At 64.0% G+C, this 23,696-nt stretch carries 21 protein-coding genes; 9 read left to right on the forward strand and 12 right to left on the reverse strand.

All coding sequences use genetic code 11. The annotated features are described in order from the left end of the window. Positions 1 to 9 precede the first annotated feature (9 nt). Positions 10 to 1,314 carry a UDP-glucose dehydrogenase family protein gene (locus ACR65T_RS04450; RefSeq protein ID WP_434495348.1) on the reverse strand — a complete coding sequence of 435 codons (1,305 nt, stop codon included), beginning with the start codon at positions 1,312 to 1,314 and terminating at the stop codon, positions 10 to 12. 145 nt (positions 1,315 to 1,459) lie between these two features. Beyond that, entirely contained in the window at positions 1,460 to 3,754 is a 2,295-nt protein-coding gene (locus tag ACR65T_RS04455) for an NADP-dependent malic enzyme (protein ID WP_434495349.1), read from the reverse strand. Positions 3,755 to 4,044: 290 nt separating this feature from the next. On the opposite strand from ACR65T_RS04455, the gene ACR65T_RS04460 reads away from it, so the two are divergent. After that, positions 4,045 to 4,971 (forward strand): hypothetical protein, encoded by a 927-nt coding sequence (locus ACR65T_RS04460; protein ID WP_434495350.1) that lies wholly within the window; start codon positions 4,045 to 4,047, stop codon positions 4,969 to 4,971. A 134-nt stretch (positions 4,972 to 5,105) separates the two neighbouring features. Here the strand turns inward: ACR65T_RS04460 and ACR65T_RS04465 are convergent, their stop codons facing one another. Then, positions 5,106 to 5,933, reverse strand: a complete 828-nt coding sequence (locus ACR65T_RS04465) for a DUF3616 domain-containing protein (RefSeq protein ID WP_434495351.1) — start codon at positions 5,931 to 5,933, stop codon at positions 5,106 to 5,108. A gap of 311 nt (positions 5,934 to 6,244) precedes the next feature. Here ACR65T_RS04465 and mutS point away from each other — a divergent pair, with 311 nt between their 5' ends. Both mutS and ACR65T_RS04475 read left to right on the forward strand, forming a co-directional pair. Further along, complete coding sequence (gene mutS, locus ACR65T_RS04470; RefSeq protein WP_434495454.1) at positions 6,245 to 8,926, forward strand: DNA mismatch repair protein MutS; 2,682 nt, start codon at positions 6,245 to 6,247, stop codon at positions 8,924 to 8,926. Between the two features lie 242 nt (positions 8,927 to 9,168). Beyond that, a complete protein-coding gene (locus ACR65T_RS04475) occupies positions 9,169 to 9,591 on the forward strand; it encodes a hypothetical protein (protein ID WP_434495352.1) in 423 nt (140 codons plus the stop codon). 26 nt (positions 9,592 to 9,617) lie between these two features. Here the strand turns inward: ACR65T_RS04475 and rsmD are convergent, their stop codons facing one another. Then, positions 9,618 to 10,175, reverse strand: a complete 558-nt coding sequence (rsmD, locus tag ACR65T_RS04480) for a 16S rRNA (guanine(966)-N(2))-methyltransferase RsmD (protein WP_434495353.1) — start codon at positions 10,173 to 10,175, stop codon at positions 9,618 to 9,620. Between the two features lie 2 nt (positions 10,176 to 10,177). Continuing rightward, positions 10,178 to 12,196, reverse strand: coding sequence for a pseudouridine synthase (locus ACR65T_RS04485; RefSeq protein WP_434495354.1), 2,019 nt, complete (start codon positions 12,194 to 12,196; stop codon positions 10,178 to 10,180). Positions 12,197 to 12,254: 58 nt separating this feature from the next. Between ACR65T_RS04485 and ACR65T_RS04490 the strand changes: the two genes are divergently transcribed. Beyond that, a complete protein-coding gene (locus ACR65T_RS04490; protein ID WP_434495355.1) occupies positions 12,255 to 12,701 on the forward strand; it encodes a nucleoside deaminase in 447 nt (148 codons plus the stop codon). Between the two features lie 107 nt (positions 12,702 to 12,808). Here the strand turns inward: ACR65T_RS04490 and ACR65T_RS04495 are convergent, their stop codons facing one another. Beyond that, positions 12,809 to 13,672, reverse strand: coding sequence for a patatin-like phospholipase family protein (locus tag ACR65T_RS04495; protein ID WP_434495356.1), 864 nt, complete (start codon positions 13,670 to 13,672; stop codon positions 12,809 to 12,811). Further along, positions 13,669 to 14,553, reverse strand: a complete 885-nt coding sequence (locus ACR65T_RS04500) for an alpha/beta fold hydrolase (RefSeq protein ID WP_434495357.1) — start codon at positions 14,551 to 14,553, stop codon at positions 13,669 to 13,671. Before ACR65T_RS04500 ends, ACR65T_RS04495 begins: the two co-directional genes overlap by 4 nt. Before the next feature lie 210 nt (positions 14,554 to 14,763). Here ACR65T_RS04500 and ACR65T_RS04505 point away from each other — a divergent pair, with 210 nt between their 5' ends. Then, entirely contained in the window at positions 14,764 to 15,348 is a 585-nt protein-coding gene (locus ACR65T_RS04505; protein ID WP_434495358.1) for a carbonic anhydrase, read from the forward strand. 126 nt (positions 15,349 to 15,474) lie between these two features. Here the strand turns inward: ACR65T_RS04505 and ACR65T_RS04510 are convergent, their stop codons facing one another. The 5 genes from ACR65T_RS04510 to ACR65T_RS04530 form a co-directional block, all read right to left on the reverse strand. After that, entirely contained in the window at positions 15,475 to 15,819 is a 345-nt protein-coding gene (locus tag ACR65T_RS04510; protein ID WP_434495359.1) for a rhodanese-like domain-containing protein, read from the reverse strand. A 17-nt stretch (positions 15,820 to 15,836) separates the two neighbouring features. After that, positions 15,837 to 16,190: a carboxymuconolactone decarboxylase family protein gene (locus tag ACR65T_RS04515; RefSeq protein ID WP_196394169.1), complete on the reverse strand. Its 354-nt coding sequence runs from the start codon at positions 16,188 to 16,190 to the stop codon at positions 15,837 to 15,839. After that, on the reverse strand, positions 16,187 to 19,423 hold the full coding sequence (locus ACR65T_RS04520; protein ID WP_434495360.1) for an efflux RND transporter permease subunit: 3,237 nt from the start codon (positions 19,421 to 19,423) through the stop codon (positions 16,187 to 16,189). Before ACR65T_RS04520 ends, ACR65T_RS04515 begins: the two co-directional genes overlap by 4 nt. Beyond that, the gene (locus tag ACR65T_RS04525) at positions 19,420 to 20,409 is read right to left on the reverse strand and encodes an efflux RND transporter periplasmic adaptor subunit (RefSeq protein WP_434495361.1); all 990 of its coding nucleotides are present in this window, start codon (positions 20,407 to 20,409) and stop codon (positions 19,420 to 19,422) included. Before ACR65T_RS04525 ends, ACR65T_RS04520 begins: the two co-directional genes overlap by 4 nt. Before the next feature lie 129 nt (positions 20,410 to 20,538). Further along, positions 20,539 to 20,778, reverse strand: a complete 240-nt coding sequence (locus ACR65T_RS04530) for a high-potential iron-sulfur protein (RefSeq protein ID WP_434495362.1) — start codon at positions 20,776 to 20,778, stop codon at positions 20,539 to 20,541. Positions 20,779 to 20,974: 196 nt separating this feature from the next. Here ACR65T_RS04530 and ACR65T_RS04535 point away from each other — a divergent pair, with 196 nt between their 5' ends. From ACR65T_RS04535 to ACR65T_RS04550, 4 genes are all read left to right on the forward strand, one after another. Beyond that, on the forward strand, positions 20,975 to 21,334 hold the full coding sequence (locus ACR65T_RS04535) for an ArsR/SmtB family transcription factor (protein WP_434495363.1): 360 nt from the start codon (positions 20,975 to 20,977) through the stop codon (positions 21,332 to 21,334). A 9-nt stretch (positions 21,335 to 21,343) separates the two neighbouring features. Then, positions 21,344 to 21,544, forward strand: coding sequence for a YgaP family membrane protein (locus tag ACR65T_RS04540; RefSeq protein WP_196404778.1), 201 nt, complete (start codon positions 21,344 to 21,346; stop codon positions 21,542 to 21,544). A gap of 66 nt (positions 21,545 to 21,610) precedes the next feature. Further along, positions 21,611 to 22,300: a Crp/Fnr family transcriptional regulator gene (locus tag ACR65T_RS04545; RefSeq protein ID WP_434495364.1), complete on the forward strand. Its 690-nt coding sequence runs from the start codon at positions 21,611 to 21,613 to the stop codon at positions 22,298 to 22,300. 98 nt (positions 22,301 to 22,398) lie between these two features. Then, positions 22,399 to 23,682, forward strand: coding sequence for an NAD(P)/FAD-dependent oxidoreductase (locus ACR65T_RS04550; protein WP_434495365.1), 1,284 nt, complete (start codon positions 22,399 to 22,401; stop codon positions 23,680 to 23,682). Positions 23,683 to 23,696: the final 14 nt, after the last annotated feature.

The raw sequence follows: 23,696 nt of genomic DNA on the forward strand, positions 1-23,696 counted from the left end.
TGATTCCTCTCACATCCGTCCGACGCTCACATAGGTGAAGCCGCGCTTGCGCACGTCGCCGGGGCGATAGACGTTGCGCAGATCGACGATGATCGGCTGCTTCAAGAGGCTCCTGACCCGATCGAGATCGAGCGCGCGGAAGGCGTCCCATTCGGTGACGATGGCGAGCGCGTCGGCGCCTTCCAGCGCCGAATAGGCGTTGTCGTGGAAGGTGACCTCCGGCATCAGCGGACGCGCCTGCGCCATGCTCTCGGGGTCATAGGCATGCACCTGCGCCCCGTCGCCGGCGAGCGAGGCGACGATGGCGAGCGAAGGCGCGTCGCGCATGTCGTCGGTGTTGGGCTTGAAGGCCAGTCCGAGGAGCGCGATCTTCTTGCCGCGCACCGAGCCGCCGAGCGCGTTGATCACTTTGCGCGCCATCGCCCGCTTGCGCGCGTCATTGACGGCGACCACCGTTTCGACGATGCGCAGCGCCGCGCCCTCGTCCTGTCCGGTCTTGATCAGCGCCAGCGTATCCTTGGGAAAGCAGGAGCCGCCATAGCCCGGTCCCGCATGCAGGAATTTCGCGCCGATGCGCTTGTCGAGTCCGATGCCGCGCGCGACCTCCTGCACGTCGGCGCCGACCTTCTCGCACAGATCGGCGATTTCGTTGATGAAGGTGATCTTCGTCGCCAGAAAGGCGTTGGCCGCGTATTTCGTCAGTTCCGACGTGCGGCGCCCGACGAAGACCAGCGGCGGCGCGTTGAGCGACAGCGGACGATAGATTTCCTCCATCACTTCGCGCGCGCGCGGATCTTCGATGCCGATGACGACCCGGTCGGGGCGTTTGAAATCCTCGATCGCCGCGCCTTCGCGCAAGAATTCAGGATTGGAGACGACGGTGAAATCGGCGTCCGGATTGACTTCGCGAATGATGCGCTCGACTTCGTCGCCGGTGCCGACGGGGACGGTCGATTTGTTGACGACGACCGTGAATCCTTCGAGCGCTTTGGCGATGGTCTGTGCGGCGGCGTAGACGAAGGACAAATCCGCATGGCCGTCGCCGCGCCGCGATGGCGTGCCGACCGCGATGAACACCGCGTCGGCGCCTTTGACCGCCGGTTCGAGTGCGGTGGTGAAGGAAAGGCGGTTCTGTTCGACGTTATTGGCGACGAGTTCGTCGAGGCCGGGCTCAAAGATCGGAATCTCGCCGCGCTTCAGGCGCTCGATCTTGGTCGCGTCGGCGTCGACGCAAATGACGTTATGGCCGAAGTCGGCGAAACAGGCGCCCGAGACCAGACCTACATAGCCCGAACCAATCATCGTAATATTCATCAGCGTCAGTCTCTTGCTTCATGTGCGATCGCCTCCCAAGGGAGGTCGCGCGGGAAAGCCGCGCGGGTGGGGTGAGCAGGGTGCGCGACGCGCGGTTCACCCCACCCTGCGCCTACGGCGCGACTCTACCCGTCAAGGGGGTGGGTCATCCGCCGACGCCGAAGGCGGCGAGCGCCGCCATATTGACGATCTCCGTGTCCGTCGCGCCGAGTTGGACGATTTGAACCGGTTTGTCGAGTCCGACGATCAGCGGACCGAGGACGGTCGCGCCGCCCAGTTCCTGTAACATTTTTGTCGAAATAGCCGCCGAATGAAACGCTGGCATGACAAGGACGTTCGCCGTATCGGTGAGTCGCGAAAATGGATAGGCGTTCATGAGATCCTTATTGAGCGCAATGTCCGCGCCCATCTCGCCCTCATATTCGAAATCGACGCGCCGTTGGTCGAGAACGTTGACCGCCTGATGCACGCGCGCCGTGCGCTCGCCCGGCGGATAGCCGAATGTCGAAAAGGCCAGCATGGCGACCCGCGGCTCGAGTCCGATGCGGCGCGCGACGCCGGCCGCCTCGATGGCGATTTCGGCCAGCTCGTGGGCGTCGGGCATTTCGGTGATCGCCGTATCGGCAACGACGACGACGCGGCCGTTGGCGAGAATGATCGACGCGCCGATGACGCGGTGGCCGGGCTTGTGGTCGATGACGCGGCGCACGTCTTCAAGCGCGTGGGAGAAATTGCGCGTCACGCCCGTCACCATGGCGTCGGCGTCGCCCTGCGCCACCATCGCGGCGGCGAAATGATTGCGGTCCTGATTGATCAGCCGTTGGCAGTCGCGCATCAGAAAGCCCTTGCGCTGCAGGCGCTCGAACAGGAACTGCGCATAGACTGCGTTACGGTTCGAGAGTTTGGCGTTGTGGATTTCGATCTCTGCGGGAAGTTCAAGGCCGGCGTTTCCCGCCGCCTCCTTGACGCGATCCTCCCGGCCGACAAGCACGGCGCGTCCAAAGCCCTGGTTGACGAAAGCAAGCGCGGCGCGGATCACCTGCTCCTCTTCGCCCTCGGCGAAGACGACGCGCTTGGGATCACGCTGCACGCGTTCGTGAATGGTCTGCATCAACCCGGCGATCGGATCGCGACGCGCCGATAGCTCGGCGCGATAGGCCTTCATGTCGACGATGGGGCGGCGCGCGACGCCGGTGTCCATCGCCGCGAGCGCCACGGCGGGCGGAATGATGGAGATGAGGCGCGGGTCGAACGGCGCCGGGATAATATAGTCACGGCCGAAACGCGGCCGGGCGCCACGGTAGGCGTTTGCGACTTCGTCCGGCACGTCCTCGCGCGCGAGATCGGCGAGCGCCTTCGTCGCAGCGATCTTCATCTCCATGTTGATCGTCTTGGCGCGCACGTCGAGCGCGCCCCGGAAAATATAGGGAAAGCCCAGAACATTATTGATCTGGTTGGGATAGTCGGAACGGCCGGTGGCGATGATCACGTCGGCGCGCGTGGCGCGCGCTTCTTCCGGCGTGATCTCCGGGTCGGGATTGGCCATGGCGAAGACGATCGGATTTTTCGCCATGCTGCGAAGCATGTTCGGCGTCAGGGCGCCCTTGACGGAGAGGCCGTAGAAGATGTCGGCGCCTTCCAGCGCCTCGGCGAGCGTTCGCGCCGTGGTGTCGACGGCGTGCGCGCTCTTCCACTGGTTCATCCCCTCCTGGCGGCCGCGATAGACGACGCCCTTGGTGTCGCACAGGATGACATTGCGCGGATCGAAACCCATCGCTTTGGCGAGATCGAGACAAGCAATGCCGGCGGCGCCGGCGCCGTTGCAGACGAGCTTCGCCGATCCGATGTCGCGGCCCGTCAGCAGCAGCGCGTTGAGCATGCCGGCGGCGGAGATGATCGCCGTGCCGTGCTGATCGTCATGGAAGACCGGAATGTCCATGAGGTCGCGTAGCCGCTCCTCGATGACGAAACATTCCGGCGCCTTGATGTCTTCGAGATTGATGCCGCCGAATGAGGGGCCGAGATAGCGCACGGCGTTGACGAATGCGTCGACCTCCTTCGCGTCGATCTCGAGATCAATGGAATCGATGTCGGCGAAGCGCTTGAACAGCGCGGCCTTGCCTTCCATCACCGGCTTCGCCGCCAGCGCGCCGAGATCGCCGAGCCCGAGGATCGCGGTGCCGTTGGTGATGACGGCGACCATGTTGCCGCGGGTCGTATAATCGAACGCCGCGGAAGGATCCTTGGCGATGGCCAGCACCGGCGCGGCGACGCCCGGCGAATAGGCGAGCGACAGGTCGCGCTGAGTCGCCATGGGCTTCGAGGCGATGACGGCGAGTTTGCCGGGCCGGCCGCGCGAATGGAACAGCAGCGCCTCCTTGTCCGATATCGTCGCGCGCTGTTCCCCTTCCGCCCGATTCTCCGCCATGTCGTCGGCCATCTCCGCCCCTTTGCTGTTGCGACGCAACACAGCGACCATAACCGGAGCGTGGCTGCGTCCACAAGCGTTCGCCGATCCAGGGCGGCCGCGCAAAGCGTCACGGAACAATGACGAAGCGTCAGCGTTTTAGGGCATGCGCGGCTGTCCATGCGGCGGCTCAGGTCAGGATTCCGGGCGGCAGCGGTCGAAGCGGAGGTTTCAAAATGAATGGCATCATTTATCTCGTCGGACTCGTCGTCGTCGTCCTGGCGATTTTATCATTTCTTGGCCTGCGCTGAGGAGATGGCGGAATGACTGACTTCGCGCAAACGGGACTCGACGTCAGGCCGTCGCGTGGCGAATCGGCCGCCGTGACGGCCGCTGAGGAGATATCGGGTCGCTCGACCAACACCGATTGGGCGGCCATTATCGCCGGCGCCATGATCGCCGGCGCAATTTCCTTCATCATGGGGGCCTTCGGCTCGGCGATCGGCCTGTCGATGACCTCGCCTTATGGCGGCGCGTCCTTGATCGTGCATCTGATCGCGTTGACGCTCTGGGTGCTCTGGATCACCGTTTCGAGCTTTGCGGTCGGCGGCTACGTCACGGGACGGCTGCGCCGGCGCGCCGGAGACGTTTCGCAGGAAGAGGTGGAGGTCCGCGACGGCGTCCATGGTCTGGTGCTCTGGGCCGCGGCGATCGTGGTGTTCGCGCTCATCGCCGGATTCTCCATATTCCAGGTGGCGAAGACCGGCGTTTCCGCCGCGGCGTCTGCAGAAGGCGCAAAAGCCGAGACCTCAGCGCTTGCGCCCACCGTCACTCCGGTCGAGGAGCGGGTCGATTTTCTGTTGCGCGGCGATGGCGACGTGAACGCACGGGGCGTGACGACGCCGGCCGAATATCCGCGCGCGATCGTCAAGCGAATCGTCGAGCGCGGCTTGGCGACAGGCGAAATCTCCGGAGAAGATCGCGCCTATCTCGTCAATGTTCTCGCTTCGCGCTCCGGCCTCGCCCCGCAGGAAGCGGAAAGGCGCGTGGATCTGAGCGCCGAACGTCTGCGTGAAGATCAGGCGAAGGCGAAGGAGACCGCCGAGACCGCGCGCAAGACCGGCATCCTGCTCGCCTTCCTTTCCGCGGCGACAATGCTCATCGGCGCGGTGGCGGCCTGGTACGGCGCAACGCTCGGCGGGCGCCATCGCGATGAAAACGTCGGCGTCGCGGCGCTCTCTCGCTTCTAACTGGAGGTGTGAAATGTTCCGGTCGGTCTTGCTGTGGATGCTCGGGGTTCCGATACCGATCATCATCCTGCTGGCGCTATGGCGATGACATGATGCGAGAAAGCCCCGGAAGAGCGTTCTTCCGGGGCTTCCTTTTATGGCTTGCGGGAAATGTTGAAGACCAGCGGCGCGCCGTCTTCGCCTCCATCCGAGAGCACGAGCAGGCGATAGCGTCTTGGGTTCAGCTCAAGCAGGGCAATGGCTTCCGGCTTGATGAGTGCGCCTTTCTTCCCTAGCGGAGCATTCTGCAGATCGAGCGTTGCGAGTTCTTTTGGCTGCACCGCCACGCCGGTCGTCAGTCCGCGCAACTCGACGATCGAATAGTCCGCTGACGATTCGGCGTCGCTGGGCCCAACGAGAGCGAGCGCCACGCCGTCCGCGATTGCGAGATCTCGAAAGCCCTTATTGGCGCCTAAAGGAATCTGTGCAAGCGAGGGTCTAAGATCGCCTCCCTCGAAAAGAGCCCTTGCATCGACGCTGACGATGTAGGCGTTCCCGTCGACGTTCGGCGCGCGCAAGGCGAAAAACAGCCGCCCCCTCGCCGCCGCCATGCCCTCGATGTCGACGCGGTTACGGCCAGGGGCCCTGTCGCAGCGGCAGTCGCCGGGAACGGCATCGGACGCAAGTTCGGGAAGGCTGCGCATCGCGTCCCATAAGCGCTCGCTGTGCGCCATCGTTCCGAGATGGCCGTTCTCGTCGGTCGTCAGCCGGTAGACATGTCGGCTGTCGGAATTGTCGCAGCATGTTTCGCGCTTTGCGGCGTGTGATCCGGCCACGTAAAAATAGCCGCCGTCGACGGCCGCAGCTTCGGCGTCGAGCTCCTTCTCCACGCCATCGAATTCGAAGGGCTCCCCGACATAGACGAGCCGCTCGCCATTGATGCGCATGAAGGCGCCCTGGCGGCCTTCATCGACGGCGAGCACACATATGCCGCTCGTCGCGCAGGCAAAGCCGCTGAACGCTTCATTCGCCCTTTTCGCCCTAAAGGGGTTTTTGTCGACCTGCCACGGGATTGGCGATTCTGGCGGGACGCGCTGCGCGGCGATAGCGGCCGAACAAAGCCAAGCGGCGGCTGCGGCAAGGGCAATAGGACGATAGATGGCGGCGATCATCGAAGTCCCCAATCGCAATCAGGCAAGCAAGCGGCGAATCTAGGCCCGGGCGGACGCGTCGTCCACATGCAAGCGCATGCCGCGCGTGGCGCTTGCGCCGCGACGCCGTTACACTGACGGGCATGAAACACGCGGCGCCCGTTCCTGCTCAAAATCTCGGTATCGAGGCGCAGACGCGCGCGACCCCAATGATCGCCCAATATATCGAGATCAAGGCGGCGAACGCCGATTGCCTGCTGTTCTATCGCATGGGCGATTTCTACGAGCTGTTTTTTGAAGACGCGCAGACCGCGTCGCGCGCGCTTGGCATCATGCTAACGAAGCGCGGCAAGCATCTTGGCGAAGACATTCCGATGTGCGGCGTGCCAGTCGAGCGCGCCAATGATTATCTGCAAAAGCTCATTGCGCTCGGACATCGCGTCGCCGTCTGCGAGCAGATCGAAGACCCGGCGGAAGCCAAAAAACGCGGCGCGAAATCGGTGGTGCGGCGCGACGTCGTGCGGCTTGTCACGCCCGGCACGATCACCGAAGACGCGCTGCTCGATCCAGCGAGACATAACGCCTTTCTGGCGATCGCGCGCTTGCGCGGGGAGGACGGGCGCTGGCGATACGGCCTGGCAAGCGTCGATATTTCGACGGGCGCCTTTACGGTCTGTGAGCGGGACGAGAATGCGCTCGGCGCCGAGATCGCGCGTCTGGAGCCTCGCGAAATCATCGCCGTCGACGCGCTGTGCCGGGACCCATCGCTTTCGACGCTCTTCGAAGGCGCCGGCGCGCCCATCGCGCCGATCGGCCGCGACATCGGCGACGGCGCCGACGCGGCGCGACGCCTCATGGCGTTCTACGCTGTGGCGACGCTCGAGGGCTTCGGCGCTTTCAGCGACTGTGAGCTCGCCGCCGCCGCGACGGCGATTTTCTATGTCGAGCGCACGCAAAAGGGACAGCGCCCGGCGCTTTCGCGTCCGACAAGTCTGCGCGCGCTGACGGCGCTTGAAATCGACGCGGCGACGCGCGCTAATCTCGAGCTGACGCGCACCCTGTCCGGCGCGCGCGAGGGCTCGCTGCTCTGGGTCGTCGACCTCACCGTCACGCCCGGCGGCGCGAGGCTCTTGGCCGAGCGGATCGCGGCGCCCTTGACGGACGCGCGATTGATCGCGGCGCGTCTCGACGCCGTCGCCTGCTTTTTCGAAAAGCCGGATCTGCGCGCCGCGCTTCGCGCGAAGCTCGCGCGCGCGCCGGATCTTTCTCGCGCCTTGTCGCGTCTTTCGTTGGAGCGCGGCGGCCCGCGCGATCTTGCAAGCGTCGGCGTCGCGCTGGACGCTGCGCAGGACATCGCGGGTCTTTTCGCGCAGCTCGATCCGCCGTCGGAGATCGCTGCGGAGGCCCAAGCGCTTTCTCAAGCGGACATCGCGCTGGCCCGCGAAATCGCCGCAGCTTTGAAAGACAGCCTGCCGCTCGACAGGCGCAACGGCGACTTCATTCGTGAGGGGCGCGACTCCGAGTTGGACGAAGCGAGACGGCTACGCGACGCAAGTCGTAAGGTGATCGCCGAGCTGCAGGGACGCTACGCCGAACTCACCGAGACGAAGCTCAGGATCAAGCACAATAATTTTCTCGGCTTTTTTCTCGAGGTGTCGCTGGCGAACGGCGAAAGGCTGCTGCGACCGCCTTTCGACGCGACGTTCACGCATCGCCAGACCATGGCCGACGCGATGCGTTTCTCGACGCGCGAACTCGTCGAGCTCGAAGCGAAGATCGCTTCGGCGGCCGATCGCGCTCTGGCGCGCGAATTGGCGATCTTCGACGCGCTGGTCGCAAACGTTTGCGCGCGCGCCGACGACTTGCGGCGTCTCGCCGAAGCGTTCGCGCGGCTCGATCTCTACGGCGCGCTCGCCGAAGTCGCAGAGAAGAGCGGCTGGACGAGGCCAATGATCGACGCTTCGCTCGATTTCCAGATTGTCGGCGGCCGACATCCCGTCGTTGAAGCTTCGCTACAGTCGCAAGGCAAGGCATTCGCCGCGAATGACTGTGATCTTTGCGCAGCGGAGGGCGGCCGAATCGCCGTCGTCACCGGGCCGAACATGGCGGGCAAGTCGACCTATCTGCGTCAGAACGCGCTCATCGCGCTCCTGGCGCAGACGGGCTCCTACGTTCCCGCGCAGTCCGCCCGCATCGGCGTCATCGACAGGCTGTTCTCGCGTGTCGGCGCCTCTGACGATCTCGCCCGTGGTCGCTCGACCTTCATGGTCGAGATGGTCGAAACTGCGGCGATCCTGAACTGCGCGAGCCCGCGTTCGCTCGTCATTCTCGATGAAATCGGTCGTGGCACGGCGACATTCGACGGACTTTCGATCGCCTGGGCGACGATCGAACATCTCCACGAAGTGAATCGCTCGCGCGCGATCTTCGCCACGCATTTCCATGAATTGACGCAGCTTGCGAAGCGGCTGCCGCGACTCGTCAATCTGACGATGAAGGTGACCGATCACGCCGGCGATGTGGTGTTTCTGCATGAGGTGATCAAAGGCGCAGCCGACCGCTCCTATGGCGTGCATGTCGCGCAGCTCGCGGGACTGCCGGCGAGCGTCGTCGCGCGTGCGCATGCAATTCTCGCAGAATTGGAAGCGGCCGACCGACGCGCGCCGGTCGAGACCTTGATCGACGACCTGCCGCTCTTCGCACGCCTCGCTGAGGCGTCGGCGCCAAAGGACGCGTTGCGCGACGCGCTTCAAGAGATTGATCCGGACCAGATGACGCCGCGCGAAGCGCTCGCCGCGCTCTACGAATTGAAGAAGAAGCTTTGAAAGCGTCTTTGCGGTCTGAAGCCAAGCTTCAAGGCCCGTGACTAAGTCGCAGACCGCGCTGCGTTCGAAGCACACACTCAAATCCATCGAGCCTCGTTGCGTTCTTCCATCGACGGCGAAGCATGTCGAACGAAGACGCAAAGATCGGGGCTATACGCCGGCGCCGCCTGCGGCCTTTGCTCAGCATGTCCGTCTCTCATCCGACGGCGCCATCAAACTACTCTGACATCGGAGAACCAGTCATGATTCTCGTGTTGATCTTCGTCGGCGTCGCTTTGGCGACGGGCGGCGTGCTCTCCTTGCTCGACGGACAGTTCAGGGTCAGCAAGGTGACGGCGGTCATGGCCTTCGTCGGCGGATTGATCATGGTCGTTGGCGCGGAAGCCGGATTGATTGGCTCCAGCTCGTCCTTTTTCAAGGCGCAGCAGATTAAAACGTCGGCCTGCGAATTGGACGGCGAGTCGGCATATCCCGAAAATCGCCGCTTGGATCCAAATCACCTGATCCGCAAATATATTCTGGGTTGCATGGCGCAGTCAGGCTATGCTTGGACAAGCGATCACGAGCACTGCAAGGAAGCGCCGCTCGCCACAAATCCGCTGTGTTATCTGCCGACCGGCCTTTTCGATCGCACGGTGACGCGAGTCCAAGTCGCCTTCGAGTAGGACACGCTAGGCGGTATCCGCCAACGCTAATGAGAATAGCGCGCGAAGACGAATTGCGTGTCGCCGTAGCGGCGTTCGTCTTCGCGCAGCAAATTCGCCGGCAGGTTGATGTGCGCCTTGGCGCTTTCTTCGACGACGACGACGGCGTCCGGCGCAAGCCAGCCGCCGTCGACAAGCGCGATGAGCGCTGGCGTCACGAGATTTTTGCCATAGGGCGGATCGAGGAAGGCGAGCGAAAACCTTTCGCCCGCCGGCGCGGCGCCGAGCTTGGTGGCGTCTCGGCGAAAGATGCGGGTGACGCCGCCAAGTCCCAGCGCTTCAATATTGGCGCGCAGCAGCGCGCGCGCCTCGGCGCCGTCATCGACGAAAAGCGCCCGCGCCGCGCCGCGCGACACGGCCTCAAGCCCGAGCGCGCCGGCGCCGGCGAAGAGATCGACGACATTCGCGCCCGCAACCGGATCGCCGAAGCGATGCGCGAGAATGTCAAAAACCGATTCGCGCAGCCGTTCGGAGGTTGGTCGAATGGCCTGCGAACGTGGTCCCGAAAGCGCTCGACCGCGTAGGGCGCCGCCGACGATGCGCATAGTTATGCGCCGCGCGGCTTGCGGGGTCCCTTCGGCGGCCCTTTGCGCGGTCCCTTGAAGGGTCCTTTAGGCGGTCCTTTGCGCGGCGCGCCTCGACCGCCCGCGGGACCTTTGCCTGGTCCGCTGCGTGGACCTTTGTGCGGGCCCCGAGACGGTCCGCCGCTGCGCGAGGGCCGCGCGTCTCCGCCAGAGCGAGGCTGATCGAATTTGCGCTCGCGAGGCGCGCGGTCGCCAGCCGAAAATTCGCGCTCGCCGCCGCGCGCCGGGCGCTTGTCGAATGTCCGCGGCCGCTCCTGGCGCGTCGTCGCGCTGGCGCCGCGCGTATCCCGTCGCGCCTCGTCGCCGTCGCGACGCGGCGGACGCTTTTCGAACCGCGCGTCATCGCGATTGGCCGCGCGATAATTTCTCTGACCGCTGGCGCGGTCGTCCGGCCGCTTCTCGAATCTCTGCGTGTTGCGCGGGCGTTCGTCGCGTCCCTCGGCTCCCCGCTCGCGCGGCGCGCGCGTCGCCGGACGCGCCCCGCGCTGTTCGTCGAAGCGCGGCGCACGGCGCTGCTCGGGCGCGGCCCGCTCGTCGCGGCGACGCCCGTCCGCGCGCGGGAAACGCTCTCCGCGCGGTTTGCTGTCGTGCGAGGGGCGTTCGGATCGCGCCTTCGGCTGTTGCGGCGCGCCATCGGCGCGCATCGCATCGAAGCGCCGGGCGTTGCGCGAAGGCGCCGCCGCCTCGTCGCGCCGTCTCGTCGGCGTCACCCGCTCCACGGCGACGGCGCGGCCCTTGCGATCGGCGACCGCGCCGCGCGTCACGCGCGCCCGCGGTCCGGCGTCGCGTCGCTCGTCCTTCTCTTTGCGCAGCGTGGAGACATGTTTGCGCGGCCGCTTCTCGGCGCGCGCACGAATCTCCTGCTGTTCCGCCGGCTCCTTCTCGCGCAGCGGCGCGGCGAAATCGACGCCGGCAAGTTCGGCGAGCGATTTGCCCAATTGCTCGCGCAGCGTTTTCAGCCGCACTTCTTCGACGGCGCCTTCCGCGAGATCGCCAAGCTGGAAGGGCCCGTATGACACCCGAATGAGCCGCGTCACGTCGAGCCCGAGATGCGCCATGACGCGCTTGATCTCGCGGTTCTTGCCTTCGGTGAGGTTCATCGCGATCCAGACGTTGGCGCCTTGCTCGCGTTCGAGCCGCGCCTCGATCGGCGCATAGTGGACGCCGTCGATCGTCACGCCGTCGCCCAATGAATCGAGCTGCGCCTGATCGATCGCGCCATGCGCCCGCACGCGATAGCGCCGCGTCCAACCCGTCGCGGGCAGTTCGAGCGTGCGCGCGAGGCCGCCGTCATTGGTGAGCAGCAGCAGCCCTTCGGTATTGATGTCGAGCCGGCCGACGCTGACGAGCCGCGGCAAGTCCGGATGATGTTCCTCAAGATAAGAGAACACAGTGGCGCGGCCTTCTTCGTCGCGCGCGGTGGTGACAAAGCCGGCGGGCTTGTGAAACAGAAAGAGTCGCGTGCGCTCGCGCGCCTGCATTGGCGCGCCGTCGACCGTGATCTTGTCGCTGTCGCTGACGTTGAAGGCGGGACTCGTTTGCACGCGGCCGTTGACGGCGACGCGGCCTTCCGCGATCCAACGCTCCGCGTCGCGTCGCGAACAGACTCCGGCGCGCGCCATAACCTTGGCGATGCGATCGCCTTCGAAGGCGCCTTCGCGAGGCGCGGGCGCAGGCGCGGCGACGCGCTGCTTGACGGGGGACTTGGCGGGGGACTTGGCGGGCGGCTTGCCGAGGGTCTTGCCGGGGCGCTTCCCGCGCGCGCTTTCGGCGTCGCGCGCGGCGGGTTTGTCGAAGCGAGGTTTGTCCAAGCGAGGTTTGTCAAGGCGAGGTTTGTCAAGGCGAGGTTTGTCGAAGCGTGGCTTTGCGGGCCTCGTGTCGTCGCGCGCGGCATGTGCGGCCGGCGTCTTCTTGGCGGGTCGGCGCAGGGGCCGATCGCCGCCGGCGGAGCCGGTGCGGGTATTTCGGTTCTTTTCGGTCATGGGTTCTGATAGCAGGCGCCAAGCGCGCTTTGAAGCGGGGTTCGCTTAAGAGATGCAAATGAATGGCAAGGACCCTTTCAGCGCCGCCTTCGAGCAGGCGCGGGTTGCCGCGGCGGCGGGCGAAGTTCCGGTCGGCGCAGCGCTCATGCGCAATGGCGAAATCATCGCCGCCGCCGGAAATCGCACGCTGCGCGATCGCGATCCGACGGCGCACGCCGAAATGCTTGTGATTCGCCAAGTCTGCGCCGCGATCGGCTCGGAGCGCCTCGTCGACTGCGATCTCTATGTGACGCTCGAGCCCTGCGCCATGTGCGCGGCCGCGATTTCCTTCGCGCGCATCCGGCGGCTCTATTATGCGGCAAGCGATCCGAAGGGGGGCGCCGTGGAGCACGGGCCGCGGTTTTTCGCGCAGCCGACCTGCCACCATCGGCCCGACGTCTATGGCGGCATTCGCGAAAGCGAGGCGGCGCTGCTCCTGCGCGAATTCTTTCAGGCGCGGCGCTAAAGCGCGGCTCGCGAAAAAGTGGAATCCGGTTTTTCGCTTAAGGCGCGCTCTGATTTAAAGGATGGAGCAGGATTCACGTTTGAGGCGGATCGCATCTGCGATCCGCCTCAAACGATCTTGCTCCGAGCCTCTAACCGCAGCGCCGCCTGCGCCAGTCCCTGGCGCAGCGTGTCGCGGCAGGCGTCGCCGGCGGCGAAAATGCGCGACGCCTTGAAGAGGTCCAGCGCGAGATATTGATGCACTTCCGGTCGGATGAGCACGTCGGGCGGCCGCTCGGCGATCATGCGCGAGCTGATCGCGTTCATCATGATCTGGCTCGCGACGATCATCGTCTCGAAGGCGGACGGCGGCCCCTTGCCGGTCTCGACGCCGAAATTGCCGGAGACGTCGACGGCGATGACGATGTCGGCAAGGCCCCAGAGATGGTCATAAGGAAGCGGATTGACCAATCCGCCATCGACGAAATAGCCGTGATCGCTTGCGGCGGCCCGCACGATGCCCGGAATAGCCATCGACCCAGCCACGGCGGGACGCAATGGTCCCGTGGCGAAGACCGCCTCGATGCGGCGGCGAAAATCGGTGGCGACGACCTGCAGCGGAATGTTTAGATCTTCAAAGCGCTCCGGCACGCCTTCGGGCCAGAAGGCGTGGAGAAAGCGCTCGCCGTCGAACAACAGCGGATGCGCGACGCGGGACAGCAGCCGCTTTCGCCCCCGCGCCCGCGCATGAAGCAGCCGGCGTGCGAGTCCGATGCGGTTCTTGAGTATGGCCTGAGTGTGGGCGCGCAGCTCCGCGCCCGAGAAGCCTGCGGCATAGGCGGCGCCGACGATGGCGCCGATCGAGGCGCCGGCGATGGCGACCGGCCGTACGCCGAGGTCGTCCAGCGCTTCGAGCACGCAGATATGGGCAAGCCCGCGGGCGCCGCCGCCGCCAAGGGCGAGCGCGACGGTCTTGCCGCGATAGAGGCTCACAGGAATTTCTCCAGGGCGACGAGCGTCTCCGCCGGCGCCTCCTCCATCGGATAAAGGCCGGACTCGACGCGCGCCTCGGCGATGTCGTCGCTCCATTCGCGCCACGCGTTGAGAAGCGAAGGGCCATCCGTTGGGAATGTCGCCTCGCCGGCGACAATGAGCGTCGGCATGACGAGCTTCTTGCCCTCGGCCTTGTCGGCCGCAAGCTGCTCGCGATCGATGTTGGCGCCGGCGCGAAAATCCTCGCAGAAGGCGTGAATGCGCGCCGGGTCGTTGAAGGCTTGGCGATAGGCGGCGAGCGCTTCCGCGCCGAACGGCTCCAGCGACTTCGATTTCGTTGCGTTCATCAGCGCATCGTCGAGAAAGCCGATCGGATCGAGCCCGATCAGCTCTTCCGGTTTGGGGGCCTCTGCGGCGAGGAAACGCGCGCGTCCGACGCGCTGCAAATCCCCATCGCCGAAGTCATCATCAATCGGCGCGATATTGATGAGCGCAATCTTATCGAGCCGACCGGGCTGATCGAGCGCGAGGCGCTGGCCGACGCGTGCGCCCCTGTCGTGACCGATCAGTGTGAAGCGCACATGGCCGAGCGATTCCATGACCGCGACGACGTCGGCGGCCATTTCGCGCTTCGTATACTGCTCGCCCTTCTCGCTCGCCGGAACCGACGACCAGCCATAGCCGCGCAGATCCATCGCAACGACGCTGAAGCGTTTGGCGAGCGCCGGCGCAATTTTGCGCCAGGCGACATGCGTCTCGCCGAACCCGTGCAACAGAACCACGGGCCGGCCCTCGCCGTGGACGCGGGCGAATATCTTTCCAGCCGGCGCATCGATCCAATGCGAAGCGAATCCAGGAAAAAAATCTGCGAAATCGGACATTCGTTACAACCATCTCCCTTAGACGTGCGCAGCTGCGCGAACGTTATACAGTATCAGCGCCGACGCTCCCGAAATATATATCGCGGATCGTCAAGAGACTATGTCACGAAGATCGTGCGTCTTGTCTGCTTGAAAAGGAAGCTGAAGCGCTTCAATGTTGAGGAAGGTCAAAAAACTTCGAAGCAACACGGCAACAAGGGAGAGAGACACATGGCAAGCCAGATCGTCAGCGAGGTCGTAACGGCGAACAATGCTTACGTCGCCAATTTCGGAAGCAAGAGCGAACTTGCGCTGCCGCCGGCGCGTGGTTTTGCGATCCTGACCTGCATGGACGCACGTCTCGATCCCGCAAAATACGCCGGCCTGTCGGAAGGCGACGCGCATGTGATCCGCAACGCCGGAGGGCGCGCCTCGGACGATGCGATTCGCTCGCTCGTCATTTCTCACAAGCTGCTCGGCACCAAGGAGTGGTTCGTCATTCACCACACCAATTGCGGCATGGAGCTGTTCTGCGACGAGGTCATGAGCGACTTGCTGGATGATAATCTCGCGACGGCGAATTTCGACGGCAAGAACTGGTCGAACCCGCAACATGGCGGCGGCTGTTCAGCCGGCCATTTCGTCAAATGGCACACGATCGAGAATCAGGAGGAAAGCGTCGCGCAGGACGTCGCGCGCATCCGTTCGCATCCGCTGGTGCCGAAAAACATTCCGATCTACGGCTACATCTATGATGTGAAGACCGGCAAGATCAACGAGGTGACGGAAGCGACCAAGCTTGGCAAGGCGGCGTAACCCGCTTCAGGCTGAGCCCCGACGCTTCGCTTAGCGAAGCGATCGTGACTTACGTGATATCTGGATCCCCGATCGCGCTACGCGCGTCGGGGATGACAGATCGCGCAGGTCAACCCGCCGGGTTGCCTATTCCACCGCGCCGCCGCGCGCGCGCCAGCCGCCAGTGCCCGGCGCGTAATGGCGAAGATCCTTACGTCCGGCGCCTTCGGCCAGCGCCAGCGCCTTGGCCGAACGCCCGCCCGCCTGGCAAATGAGGACAACGTCGCCCTTCGGAAGCTTCGTCGGATCGAAGCTCGAGAGCGGCATGTTCTTGGCGCCCGGCACATGGCCGGCGCCATATTCATGCGGCTCGCGCACATCGACGATGGCGCAGGATTTGTCCGCGACGATGCGGCAGAAATCGTCATGCTCGATCGTCGGCGCGCCGCCGCCGCCGCCCGCGAGTTTCGACAAGAGAGAGCCCAGAGCCATTGTTCGTTCCTTTCTTCTTAGGCCTGCTTTTCGGCGTCGAACTGGGCGAAGGCGGCGAGCGCGTGGCTCGCATACATCACCGACGGTCCGGCGCCCATGTAGATGCTCATGGCGAGCGTCTCCATCACCTCCTCGCGCGTCGCGCCGCGCTGTGATGCGGCTTTGGCGTGGAAAGCGATGCAATCGTCGCAGCGCACCGCGACGCTGACCGCAAGCGCGATCAGTTCCTTTGTCTTGGGGTCGAGCGCGCCTTGCGCGCCCGCCGATATCGCCATCGCCGAAAAGGCTTTCATCACCTCGGGCGAACCGACGCGCAATTCTCTTATGTCGGCGGAGAGCTTCTTGGCGAGCGCCGCCCAGTCTTCGATCATGAGGCCCTCCTTGTGACTTCGTCGTCGCGCAAGACGACATAGATCGCGGGGATGACGAGCAGGGTCAGCGCCGTCGATGAGGCGAGGCCAAAGACCAGCGAAATGGCGAGGCCCTGAAAGATCGGATCGGTAAGGATAAAGGCCGCGCCGATGATCGCCGCGGCGGCGGTGAGAAATATCGGCTTGAAGCGGACGGCGCCCGCCTCGATCAGCGCCGCGCGCAAGCTCATGCCGCCGGCGCGCAAATGCCGGATGAAATCGACGAGCAGAATTGAATTGCGCACGACGATTCCGGCGAGCGCGATGAAGCCGATCATCGAGGTGGCGGTGAAGGCGGCGTTGAACAAAATATGGCCGATGACGATGCCGACGAGCGTCAACGGCACCGGCGCCAGGATGACCAGCGGCAGTTTGAACGAGCCGAACTGCGCGACGACGAGAAGATAGATGCCGAGCAGCGCCACCATGAAGGCGGCGCCCATGTCGCGGAAGGTGACATAGGTCACCTCCCACTCGCCGTCCCAGAGCAGCGTGGGCTTGGAATCATCGAGCGGCTGGCCGTGATATTTGATCGTCGGCGGACCTGAGGCGCCCCAATCGATCTTGTCGATCGCGTCTTCGACCGCGAGCATGCCATAGATCGGCGCTTCGAAACGTCCGGCGACCTCGGCGCTGACCATTTCAGCGAAGCGGCCGTTATGCCGGAAAATCGGATAGGACCCGAGTTCGCGCGTCGCCTTGACGACGTCGCCGAGCTCGACATTGGCGCCCTGACGCGCCGTGCCGCCGGCAGGCAGCGGCGTCGACAGGATGCGCTCGCTCGGCGTCATGGCCCCGCGCGGCAACGCCACGGAAATATCGATGGGCTTCGCGCCGCCGCCCTTTTGCGAAAATCCGATCTTCACGCCGCCGACCAGGGCGCCGATCGTGTCGTAGACGGCGCGCTCTTCGACGCCGTGATATTCGAGCGCTTCCTGATCGATCTCGAAGCGCAGGCGCTCGGCGCGCTGGCCGAAGCTGTCGTCGGTATCGACGACGAAATCGACCGCGTCAAAAGCCTTGCGCACTTTCGCCGCGAGATCGCGCCGCGACTGCGCGTCCGGACCATAGACTTCGGCGAGCAGCGTCGACAGCACGGGCGGACCCGGCGGCACTTCGACGACCTTGATCGCGGTATGCTCCGGCGCGGGCAGGCCTTCGAGCCGCTTGCGAATGTCGAGCGCGATCGCATGGCTCGCGCGGCTGCGCTCGGCCTTCGGCTGCAGATTGATCGCCAGATCGCCCATCTCCGGCGCCTTGCGCATATAATAATGCCGCACGAGACCGTTGAAATTGAAGGGCGCGGCGGTCCCGGCATAGGACTGGATGGAGGTCAGCTCCGGAATGTCCTTTAAGCGCTCGGCCGCCGCCGTCAGCACGCGATCCGTTTCTTCGAGCGACGCGCCGCGCGGCAGATCGACGACGACCGCGATCTCCGACTTGTTATCGAAAGGCAGCAGCTTCACGCGGACGGTTTTCGTCACGAAAAGCCCCATGGAGAGAAGAGTCGCGAGGCCGACGGCCGTAAGAAACCATTGCGAGCGCTTGCGGCCCTTCAGCAAAGGCGTCGCGACGCGCACATAGAAATTGCCCATGGGGCCGCGTGCATGCGCGTGATCGACGCCGTCGCCGCGCTCCTGTGCGAAACGCTTGCCGGCGACCTTGAGCAGAAGCCAGGGCGTGATGGTCATGGCGACAAAAAAGGAAAAGATCATCGCGAGCGAGGCGTTCGCGGGAATGGGGCTCATATAGGGCCCCATCAGACCCGAGACGAACATCATCGGCAGCAGCGCGGCGACGATGGTGAGCGTCGCGACGATGGTCGGATTGCCGACTTCCGCCACAGCCTCGACAGCCGTATCGATCAGGCTGCGGGAGCCGCGCATATGCCAGTGGCGCACGATGTTTTCAACGACGACGATGGCGTCATCGACCAGAATGCCGATCGAGAAGATCAGCGCGAAAAGACTGACGCGATTGATCGTGTAGCCCATCAGCCATGAAGCAAAGAGCGTGAGCAGAATGGTCGTTGGGATGATGACCAGGACGACGACGCCCTCGCGCCAGCCGACCATCACCACGATGAGCGCGACGATCGAGACGGTCGCAAGCGCCAGATGGAAGAGCAGCTCATTGGCCTTTTCGGTCGCCGTCTCGCCATAGTCGCGCGTCACCGCGATCTCGATATCGTCGGGGACGATGCGGCCCTTGACCGCCTCGAGCCGATGCATGATCTCGTCGGCGACGATCACGGCGTTGGCGCCCTTCCGCTTGGCGATGGCGATGCTGACGGCGGGACGCTTATCGAGACCGGCCGCTGCATTGCGGGTCATGGTCCAGCTGCGGCGGTCGGGCTCGGCGGCGCCGACGCGCACATCGGCGACGTCTTTTACATAGACTGGCCGTCCGTCTCTCGTGGTGAGCAGCAGCAGGCCGATGTCGGGAACGCCCTGCAGAGTTTGGCCGGCGACGACCGGCACGGCACGATTGGCCTCGCGAAACGCGCCGACGAGAAAGGAGCGGTTGGCGTTGGTCAGCTTGTCGATGAGCTGATTGAGCGTCACCCCATATTGCGACAGGCGCTCCGGATCGGGTTCGACGCGAATCTGATTGGGGCTGCCGCCGACGATATAACTTAAGCCGACGTCATTGACCTTGGTGAGGTCGTGCTGCAATTCCTCGGCGACCTGATAGAGGCCGTTGTCGGTCCATCTGTCGGCGCGCTCGGGCTTCGCGGAGAGCGTCAGCACAACGATCGCCACGTCGTCGATGCCGCGGCCGACGATCAGCGGCTCCGGAATGCCCTTTGGCAATTCGCCGATATTGGCGCGTATCTTGTCGTGAATGCGCAGCACGGCGTTGTCCTGCGGCGTGCCGACATAAAAGCGCGCCGTGACGACCACATTGTCATCGCGCGTCTGCGAATAGACATGCTCGACGCCATTGACGCCCTTGATGATGTCCTCGAGCGGGCGGGTGATGAGTTCGATCGCATCTTCAGCCTTATAGCCGTTGGCCGACACCATGATGTCGACCATCGGCACGGAGATCTGCGGCTCCTCCTCGCGCGGCAGCGAGCGCAGCGCGATCAGTCCAACGAGGATCGAAGCGAGCAGCAGCAGCGGCGTCAGTGGCGAATTGATGAAGACGCGGGTCAGCGTGCCGGAAATGCCGGGACGAAATTCATCGCTCATGGCGTCGACACCACGTCGCCGTCATGGAGGCCGGAAAGAATCTCGACGCCGTCGCCGCGCGCTTCGCCAAGCTGAATGACGACTTCTTCGCCGGAAGCGAGTCGGACGAAATCCACTCCGGCGCGTCGATAGACCGCGTTGCGCGGGATGATGATTGTGTCACGCTTGCCCGTCGTGACGTAAACCCGCGCCCGTTCGCCGACGAAATAGTCGCCGAGCCCTACGACGTCAACGTCGGCGATGACGCGGCCGCCTTGAATTTCGGGATAGACGATGCGCACGCGACCCTGCTTGCGCCCACCGCTCGCCTCCGCGTGCAAGCCGCGCGCGCCGATCTCGACCTTGTCGCCGGCGCGCATGAAACGCGCGTGGCGCTCGGGCAATTGCAAACGCAGGATATATTTGTCTTCGGCGATCGTCGCGATGGTTTCGCCCGGCATGACAACGCGGCCGACGGAAACCGGAATGGTGAGGATGCGGCCAGGCCCCGGCGCGCGCACCGAGCCTTCCGCCGCCTGCTGTTCGATCACGCTGCGATCGGAGCGCAGCGCCGAGAGGTTGCGGTCGGCGACGTCGAGCGCCGTCTTCGCCTGATCAAACAGCGCCTTGGTATAGACTCCACGCCGAAACAGTTCCTGCGCGCGGCCGAAATCGCCCTGCGCCTTATCGCGCTGCGCCTGCTGAGAGCGGATGCGCTGATCGAGCGCCTCCATCTGCAGAAAAAGCTTCTGATCGACGACCGAAGCGATCTCCGCGCCGCCGGCGACGTCATCGCCCTCTTTGATCTTGAGCGCGCTCACGGTGCCGCCGATCCGCGCCCGCGCCGTCAACTGATGCGCCGGCTCGACCGAGGCGACGACCGCCTTGAGGTCATCCACCGGGGCGACCCGGATTGTGACCTCTCCGGCATTCGCGCCCAAGGAAGCGCCCAAGGAATACGTCAGCGCTGCGAGGAGCGCCGTCGGCGCAAGATAAGAGCGGCCCATCTGTCTCATGCGCTTAGTTATATGCAGAAAACATAAATTAGCAATAGCGAATTTAATGCCATGCGCGCCTGTCCCTATAAAAGCAGAAAGGGCGGCGCGCCGGCCTCGAACTCTCCTTATGAGGCTTTGTCAGCCCCAAAGGGTGCACCAGCCGCGCGCGCTGACGGGACCGCTCACCACGCCGCACCCCGAGGGCGCGTTGAAGTAGGAACAATTGACGCAGCTTTGCCGGCCGTTTGGCGCGCCGCGATAGGCGGCGGCGGCTTTGCTCGTCCTGGCTTGCGCTCTCGTCGCTGCGCCAATCCCTGCGATGGCGGCGCCCAACATCAAAAGCAATGATCGACGCGTCGGCGCGCGAAATTCAATCATTGGAGTCTCCCTTGCCAATTCGCTCGATGTCGCATGATCCGATTAAATTAGGCGCACATAATATACCGGCGAGGCCTTCGGAATGAATGCGACATATCGCTCTTAACGCCTCGCCCCTGGCGCGTCGCGCACGGCGCGTCCCATCCGGCGCGTTTCCGGCTTGACAATTATATTCAATAATTGTAATTTAGTAACTATGAATGTAAATCTGCTTGCGCTCGCGCCGAAAGCTGCGGAGGCCGAAAGCTTTCTCAAGGCGCTCGCCAATCGCCATCGGTTGATGGTGCTCTGCCAGCTGCATGGGGGCGAACTCTCGGTGACAAAGCTGCAGGAGGCGATCGGGCTCAGCCAATCATCGCTGTCGCAGCACCTTGCGCGGCTCCGCGAGGACAAGCTCGTCAAGACACGCCGAGAATCGCAAACGATTTACTATTCCTTGGCCGACGGCAATGTCTCGCGGATCATCGGACTGCTCTATGAAATGTTCTGCGCCGAGCAGTGCGGCAAGCCGACTAAACCGCGCGCACGCGCCAAATCGAAGGAACTCACGCGATGAGCATTCGTCATGAGCATTGATCGCATCGTTATGGCTTTCGCCGGGACCATGGTCCTCCTGAGCCTGCTCTTGGCGCAGTTGTTTAGTCCGTGGTGGCTCCTGCTCACCGCTTTCGTCGGCGTCAATCTGCTGCAGGCGGCCTTCACCGGCCTCTGCCCGTTGGCGATGGCGCTGAAGCGGTACGGCGCCAAATCAGGCGCCGCCTTCTAGGCGTCATCGACGTTCAGCATGGGCGCGTTAATCGTTCGCAGCGCGCTTAAGTGACGACTTTGGATCGTGAGCGACGAAGGGCAGATGATGGCGTCCGATTGGGTCGACGAAACGCCTTCCTTGCGCAGCCTTGACGCTGCGACGAAGACTCTTCTGCGCGACTCGGTCGTGCGCAAGCAAATCCCGCGCGGCGCGGTGCTGTTTCGGCCGGGCGATCAATGCGTCCATTTTCCGCTGATCGTCTCGGGCTCGGTGCGCGTGCAGCGGGTGACCGAATCGGGCCGGGAAATCGTGCTCTACCGGGTCGGCGCAAATGAAACCTGCGTTCTGACGACTGCCTCGCTGCTTTCGGACGACGCCTACGCGGCCGAGGGGGTCGCCGAAACTGACGTCATCGCCTATGTCGTGCCCGCTGATCGTTTCAACGCGCTGATGAACACGTCCGAAGGTTTCCGTGGGCTGGTGTTCGAGGGCTACGGCAAGCGTCTCGCCACGCTAATGTCGCGCATCGAGGAAATCGTGTGCACGCGCATCAATGTTCGCCTGGCCGAACGTCTTCTCGCGCTGCGCGGCGCAGGCGACAAGATCGCCGCTACGCAGCAGGCGCTCGCCGCCGATCTCGGCACCGCGCGCGAAGTCGTCGGCCGCACGCTGAAAGCATTTGAGCGCTGCGGCTGGGTAAAATTGTCGCGCGGCGGCGCCGAGATCGTCAATCTGGCGGCATTGCGTTCGCTCTGCGACGCACAGCGTGACTAAGTCGCGGACATGCGCGCGACAAGCGTGCATGTCGTCGCCAACGAGCGCAACCGTCAGCGCGAAACTTAATGCGCGCAAAGCGCAAAGGGGGGACTGAAATGGCTCACATCGTCATCATGGGCGCGGGGATCGGCGGCGTCGCCGCGGCGATCGAGGTCCGAGAGGGACTTTCCAAGCAACATCAGGTCACGGTCGTTTCGGATCTCGAGAATTTCCAGTTCACGCCGTCCAACCCGTGGCTCGCGGTGCAATGGCGCAAGCCGGAAGAACTCAAGGTTCCGCTCGCGCCGGTCTTCAAGAAGAAGAAGATCAATTTTATTCCCGTCGGCGCAAAGCGCGTTCTGCCTGACGAAAACCGTCTCGAACTGCAGAATGGCGAGAGCGTCGCTTACGATTACCTCGTCATTGCGACCGGGCCGAAACTTGCCTTTGAGGAATTGCCCGGACTTGGACCTCACGGCGGACACACGCATTCGATCTGCACCCTGCAACATGCCGAGACCGCATCGAAAGCCTATGAGGAGTTCTGTAAGAATCCCGGCCCGATCATCATCGGCGCGGCGCCCGGCGTCTCATGTTTTGGTCCGGCGTATGAATACGCCATGATCCTTTCCACCGATTTGCGTCGTCGCGGCATCCGCGACAAGGTGCCGATGACGTACATCACGTCCGAGCCCTATGTCGGCCATCTGGGTTTGGGCGGCGTCGGCGATACGAAGGGAATGCTCGAATCGGCGTTCCGCGATCGCGACATCAAATGGATCGTCAACGCCAAGACGACCGCCATCGAACCGGGCCTTCTCAAATGCGCCGAGCTCGACGACCAGGGACAGGTCAAGAAAGAGCACGAAGTGCCGTTCAAATTCGCCATGGTGATGCCGGCCTTCAAAGGCGTTGACGCGCTGATGGGCGTCGAGGGACTGGTCAATCCGCGCGGCTTCGTCATCATCGACAAGAATCAACGCAATCCGAAATATCGAAATGTTTTCGGCGTCGGCGTCTGCGTTGCGATCCCGCCTGTCGAGGCGACGCCGGTGCCGACGGGCACGCCGAAGACCGGCTATATGATCGAGTCGATGGTCACGGCGACGGCGCATAATATCGCCGCGCTGATCGCCGGACGCGAAGCAAAGGAAGAAGGCACGTGGAATGCGGTTTGCTTGGCGGATTTCGGCGACAAGGGCGTCGCCTTCGTCGCCAAGCCGCAGATTCCGCCGCGCAACGTCAATTGGTCGAGCGAGGGGCGGTGGGTGCATCTCGCCAAGATCGCCTATGAGAAATACTTCCTGCGTAAGGTCCGCAAGGGACAGAGCGAGCCTGTCTATGAGCGCTACATCATGAAACTGCTCGGCATCGAACGGCTGCGCCGCGCCCTGTCATAAGGCTGCGTCGGAGC

Source organism: Methylocystis sp. (genome assembly GCF_051061285.1).
Classification (GTDB): domain Bacteria; phylum Pseudomonadota; class Alphaproteobacteria; order Rhizobiales; family Beijerinckiaceae; genus Methylocystis.

Excerpts from the sequence above, each read along its gene's own strand:
- ACR65T_RS04455 (WP_434495349.1), bottom strand. The coding sequence starts at position 3,754 with ATGGCCGACGACATGGCGGAGAATCGGGCGGAAGGGGAACAGCGCGCG.
- ACR65T_RS04530 (WP_434495362.1), bottom strand. The coding sequence starts at position 20,778 with ATGATTGAATTTCGCGCGCCGACGCGTCGATCATTGCTTTTGATGTTG.
- ACR65T_RS04520 (WP_434495360.1), bottom strand. The coding sequence starts at position 19,423 with ATGAGCGATGAATTTCGTCCCGGCATTTCCGGCACGCTGACCCGCGTC.
- ACR65T_RS04475 (WP_434495352.1), top strand. The coding sequence starts at position 9,169 with ATGATTCTCGTGTTGATCTTCGTCGGCGTCGCTTTGGCGACGGGCGGC.
- ACR65T_RS04540 (WP_196404778.1), top strand. The coding sequence starts at position 21,344 with ATGAGCATTGATCGCATCGTTATGGCTTTCGCCGGGACCATGGTCCTC.
- ACR65T_RS04500 (WP_434495357.1), bottom strand. The coding sequence starts at position 14,553 with ATGTCCGATTTCGCAGATTTTTTTCCTGGATTCGCTTCGCATTGGATC.
- ACR65T_RS04490 (WP_434495355.1), top strand. The coding sequence starts at position 12,255 with ATGAATGGCAAGGACCCTTTCAGCGCCGCCTTCGAGCAGGCGCGGGTT.
- ACR65T_RS04515 (WP_196394169.1), bottom strand. The coding sequence starts at position 16,190 with ATGATCGAAGACTGGGCGGCGCTCGCCAAGAAGCTCTCCGCCGACATA.
- ACR65T_RS04485 (WP_434495354.1), bottom strand. The coding sequence starts at position 12,196 with ATGACCGAAAAGAACCGAAATACCCGCACCGGCTCCGCCGGCGGCGAT.
- mutS (WP_434495454.1), top strand. The coding sequence starts at position 6,245 with ATGAAACACGCGGCGCCCGTTCCTGCTCAAAATCTCGGTATCGAGGCG.
- ACR65T_RS04550 (WP_434495365.1), top strand. The coding sequence starts at position 22,399 with ATGGCTCACATCGTCATCATGGGCGCGGGGATCGGCGGCGTCGCCGCG.
- ACR65T_RS04460 (WP_434495350.1), top strand. The coding sequence starts at position 4,045 with ATGACTGACTTCGCGCAAACGGGACTCGACGTCAGGCCGTCGCGTGGC.
- ACR65T_RS04450 (WP_434495348.1), bottom strand. The coding sequence starts at position 1,314 with ATGAATATTACGATGATTGGTTCGGGCTATGTAGGTCTGGTCTCGGGC.
- ACR65T_RS04535 (WP_434495363.1), top strand. The coding sequence starts at position 20,975 with ATGAATGTAAATCTGCTTGCGCTCGCGCCGAAAGCTGCGGAGGCCGAA.
- ACR65T_RS04525 (WP_434495361.1), bottom strand. The coding sequence starts at position 20,409 with ATGGGCCGCTCTTATCTTGCGCCGACGGCGCTCCTCGCAGCGCTGACG.
- ACR65T_RS04505 (WP_434495358.1), top strand. The coding sequence starts at position 14,764 with ATGGCAAGCCAGATCGTCAGCGAGGTCGTAACGGCGAACAATGCTTAC.
- rsmD (WP_434495353.1), bottom strand. The coding sequence starts at position 10,175 with ATGCGCATCGTCGGCGGCGCCCTACGCGGTCGAGCGCTTTCGGGACCA.
- ACR65T_RS04510 (WP_434495359.1), bottom strand. The coding sequence starts at position 15,819 with ATGGCTCTGGGCTCTCTCTTGTCGAAACTCGCGGGCGGCGGCGGCGGC.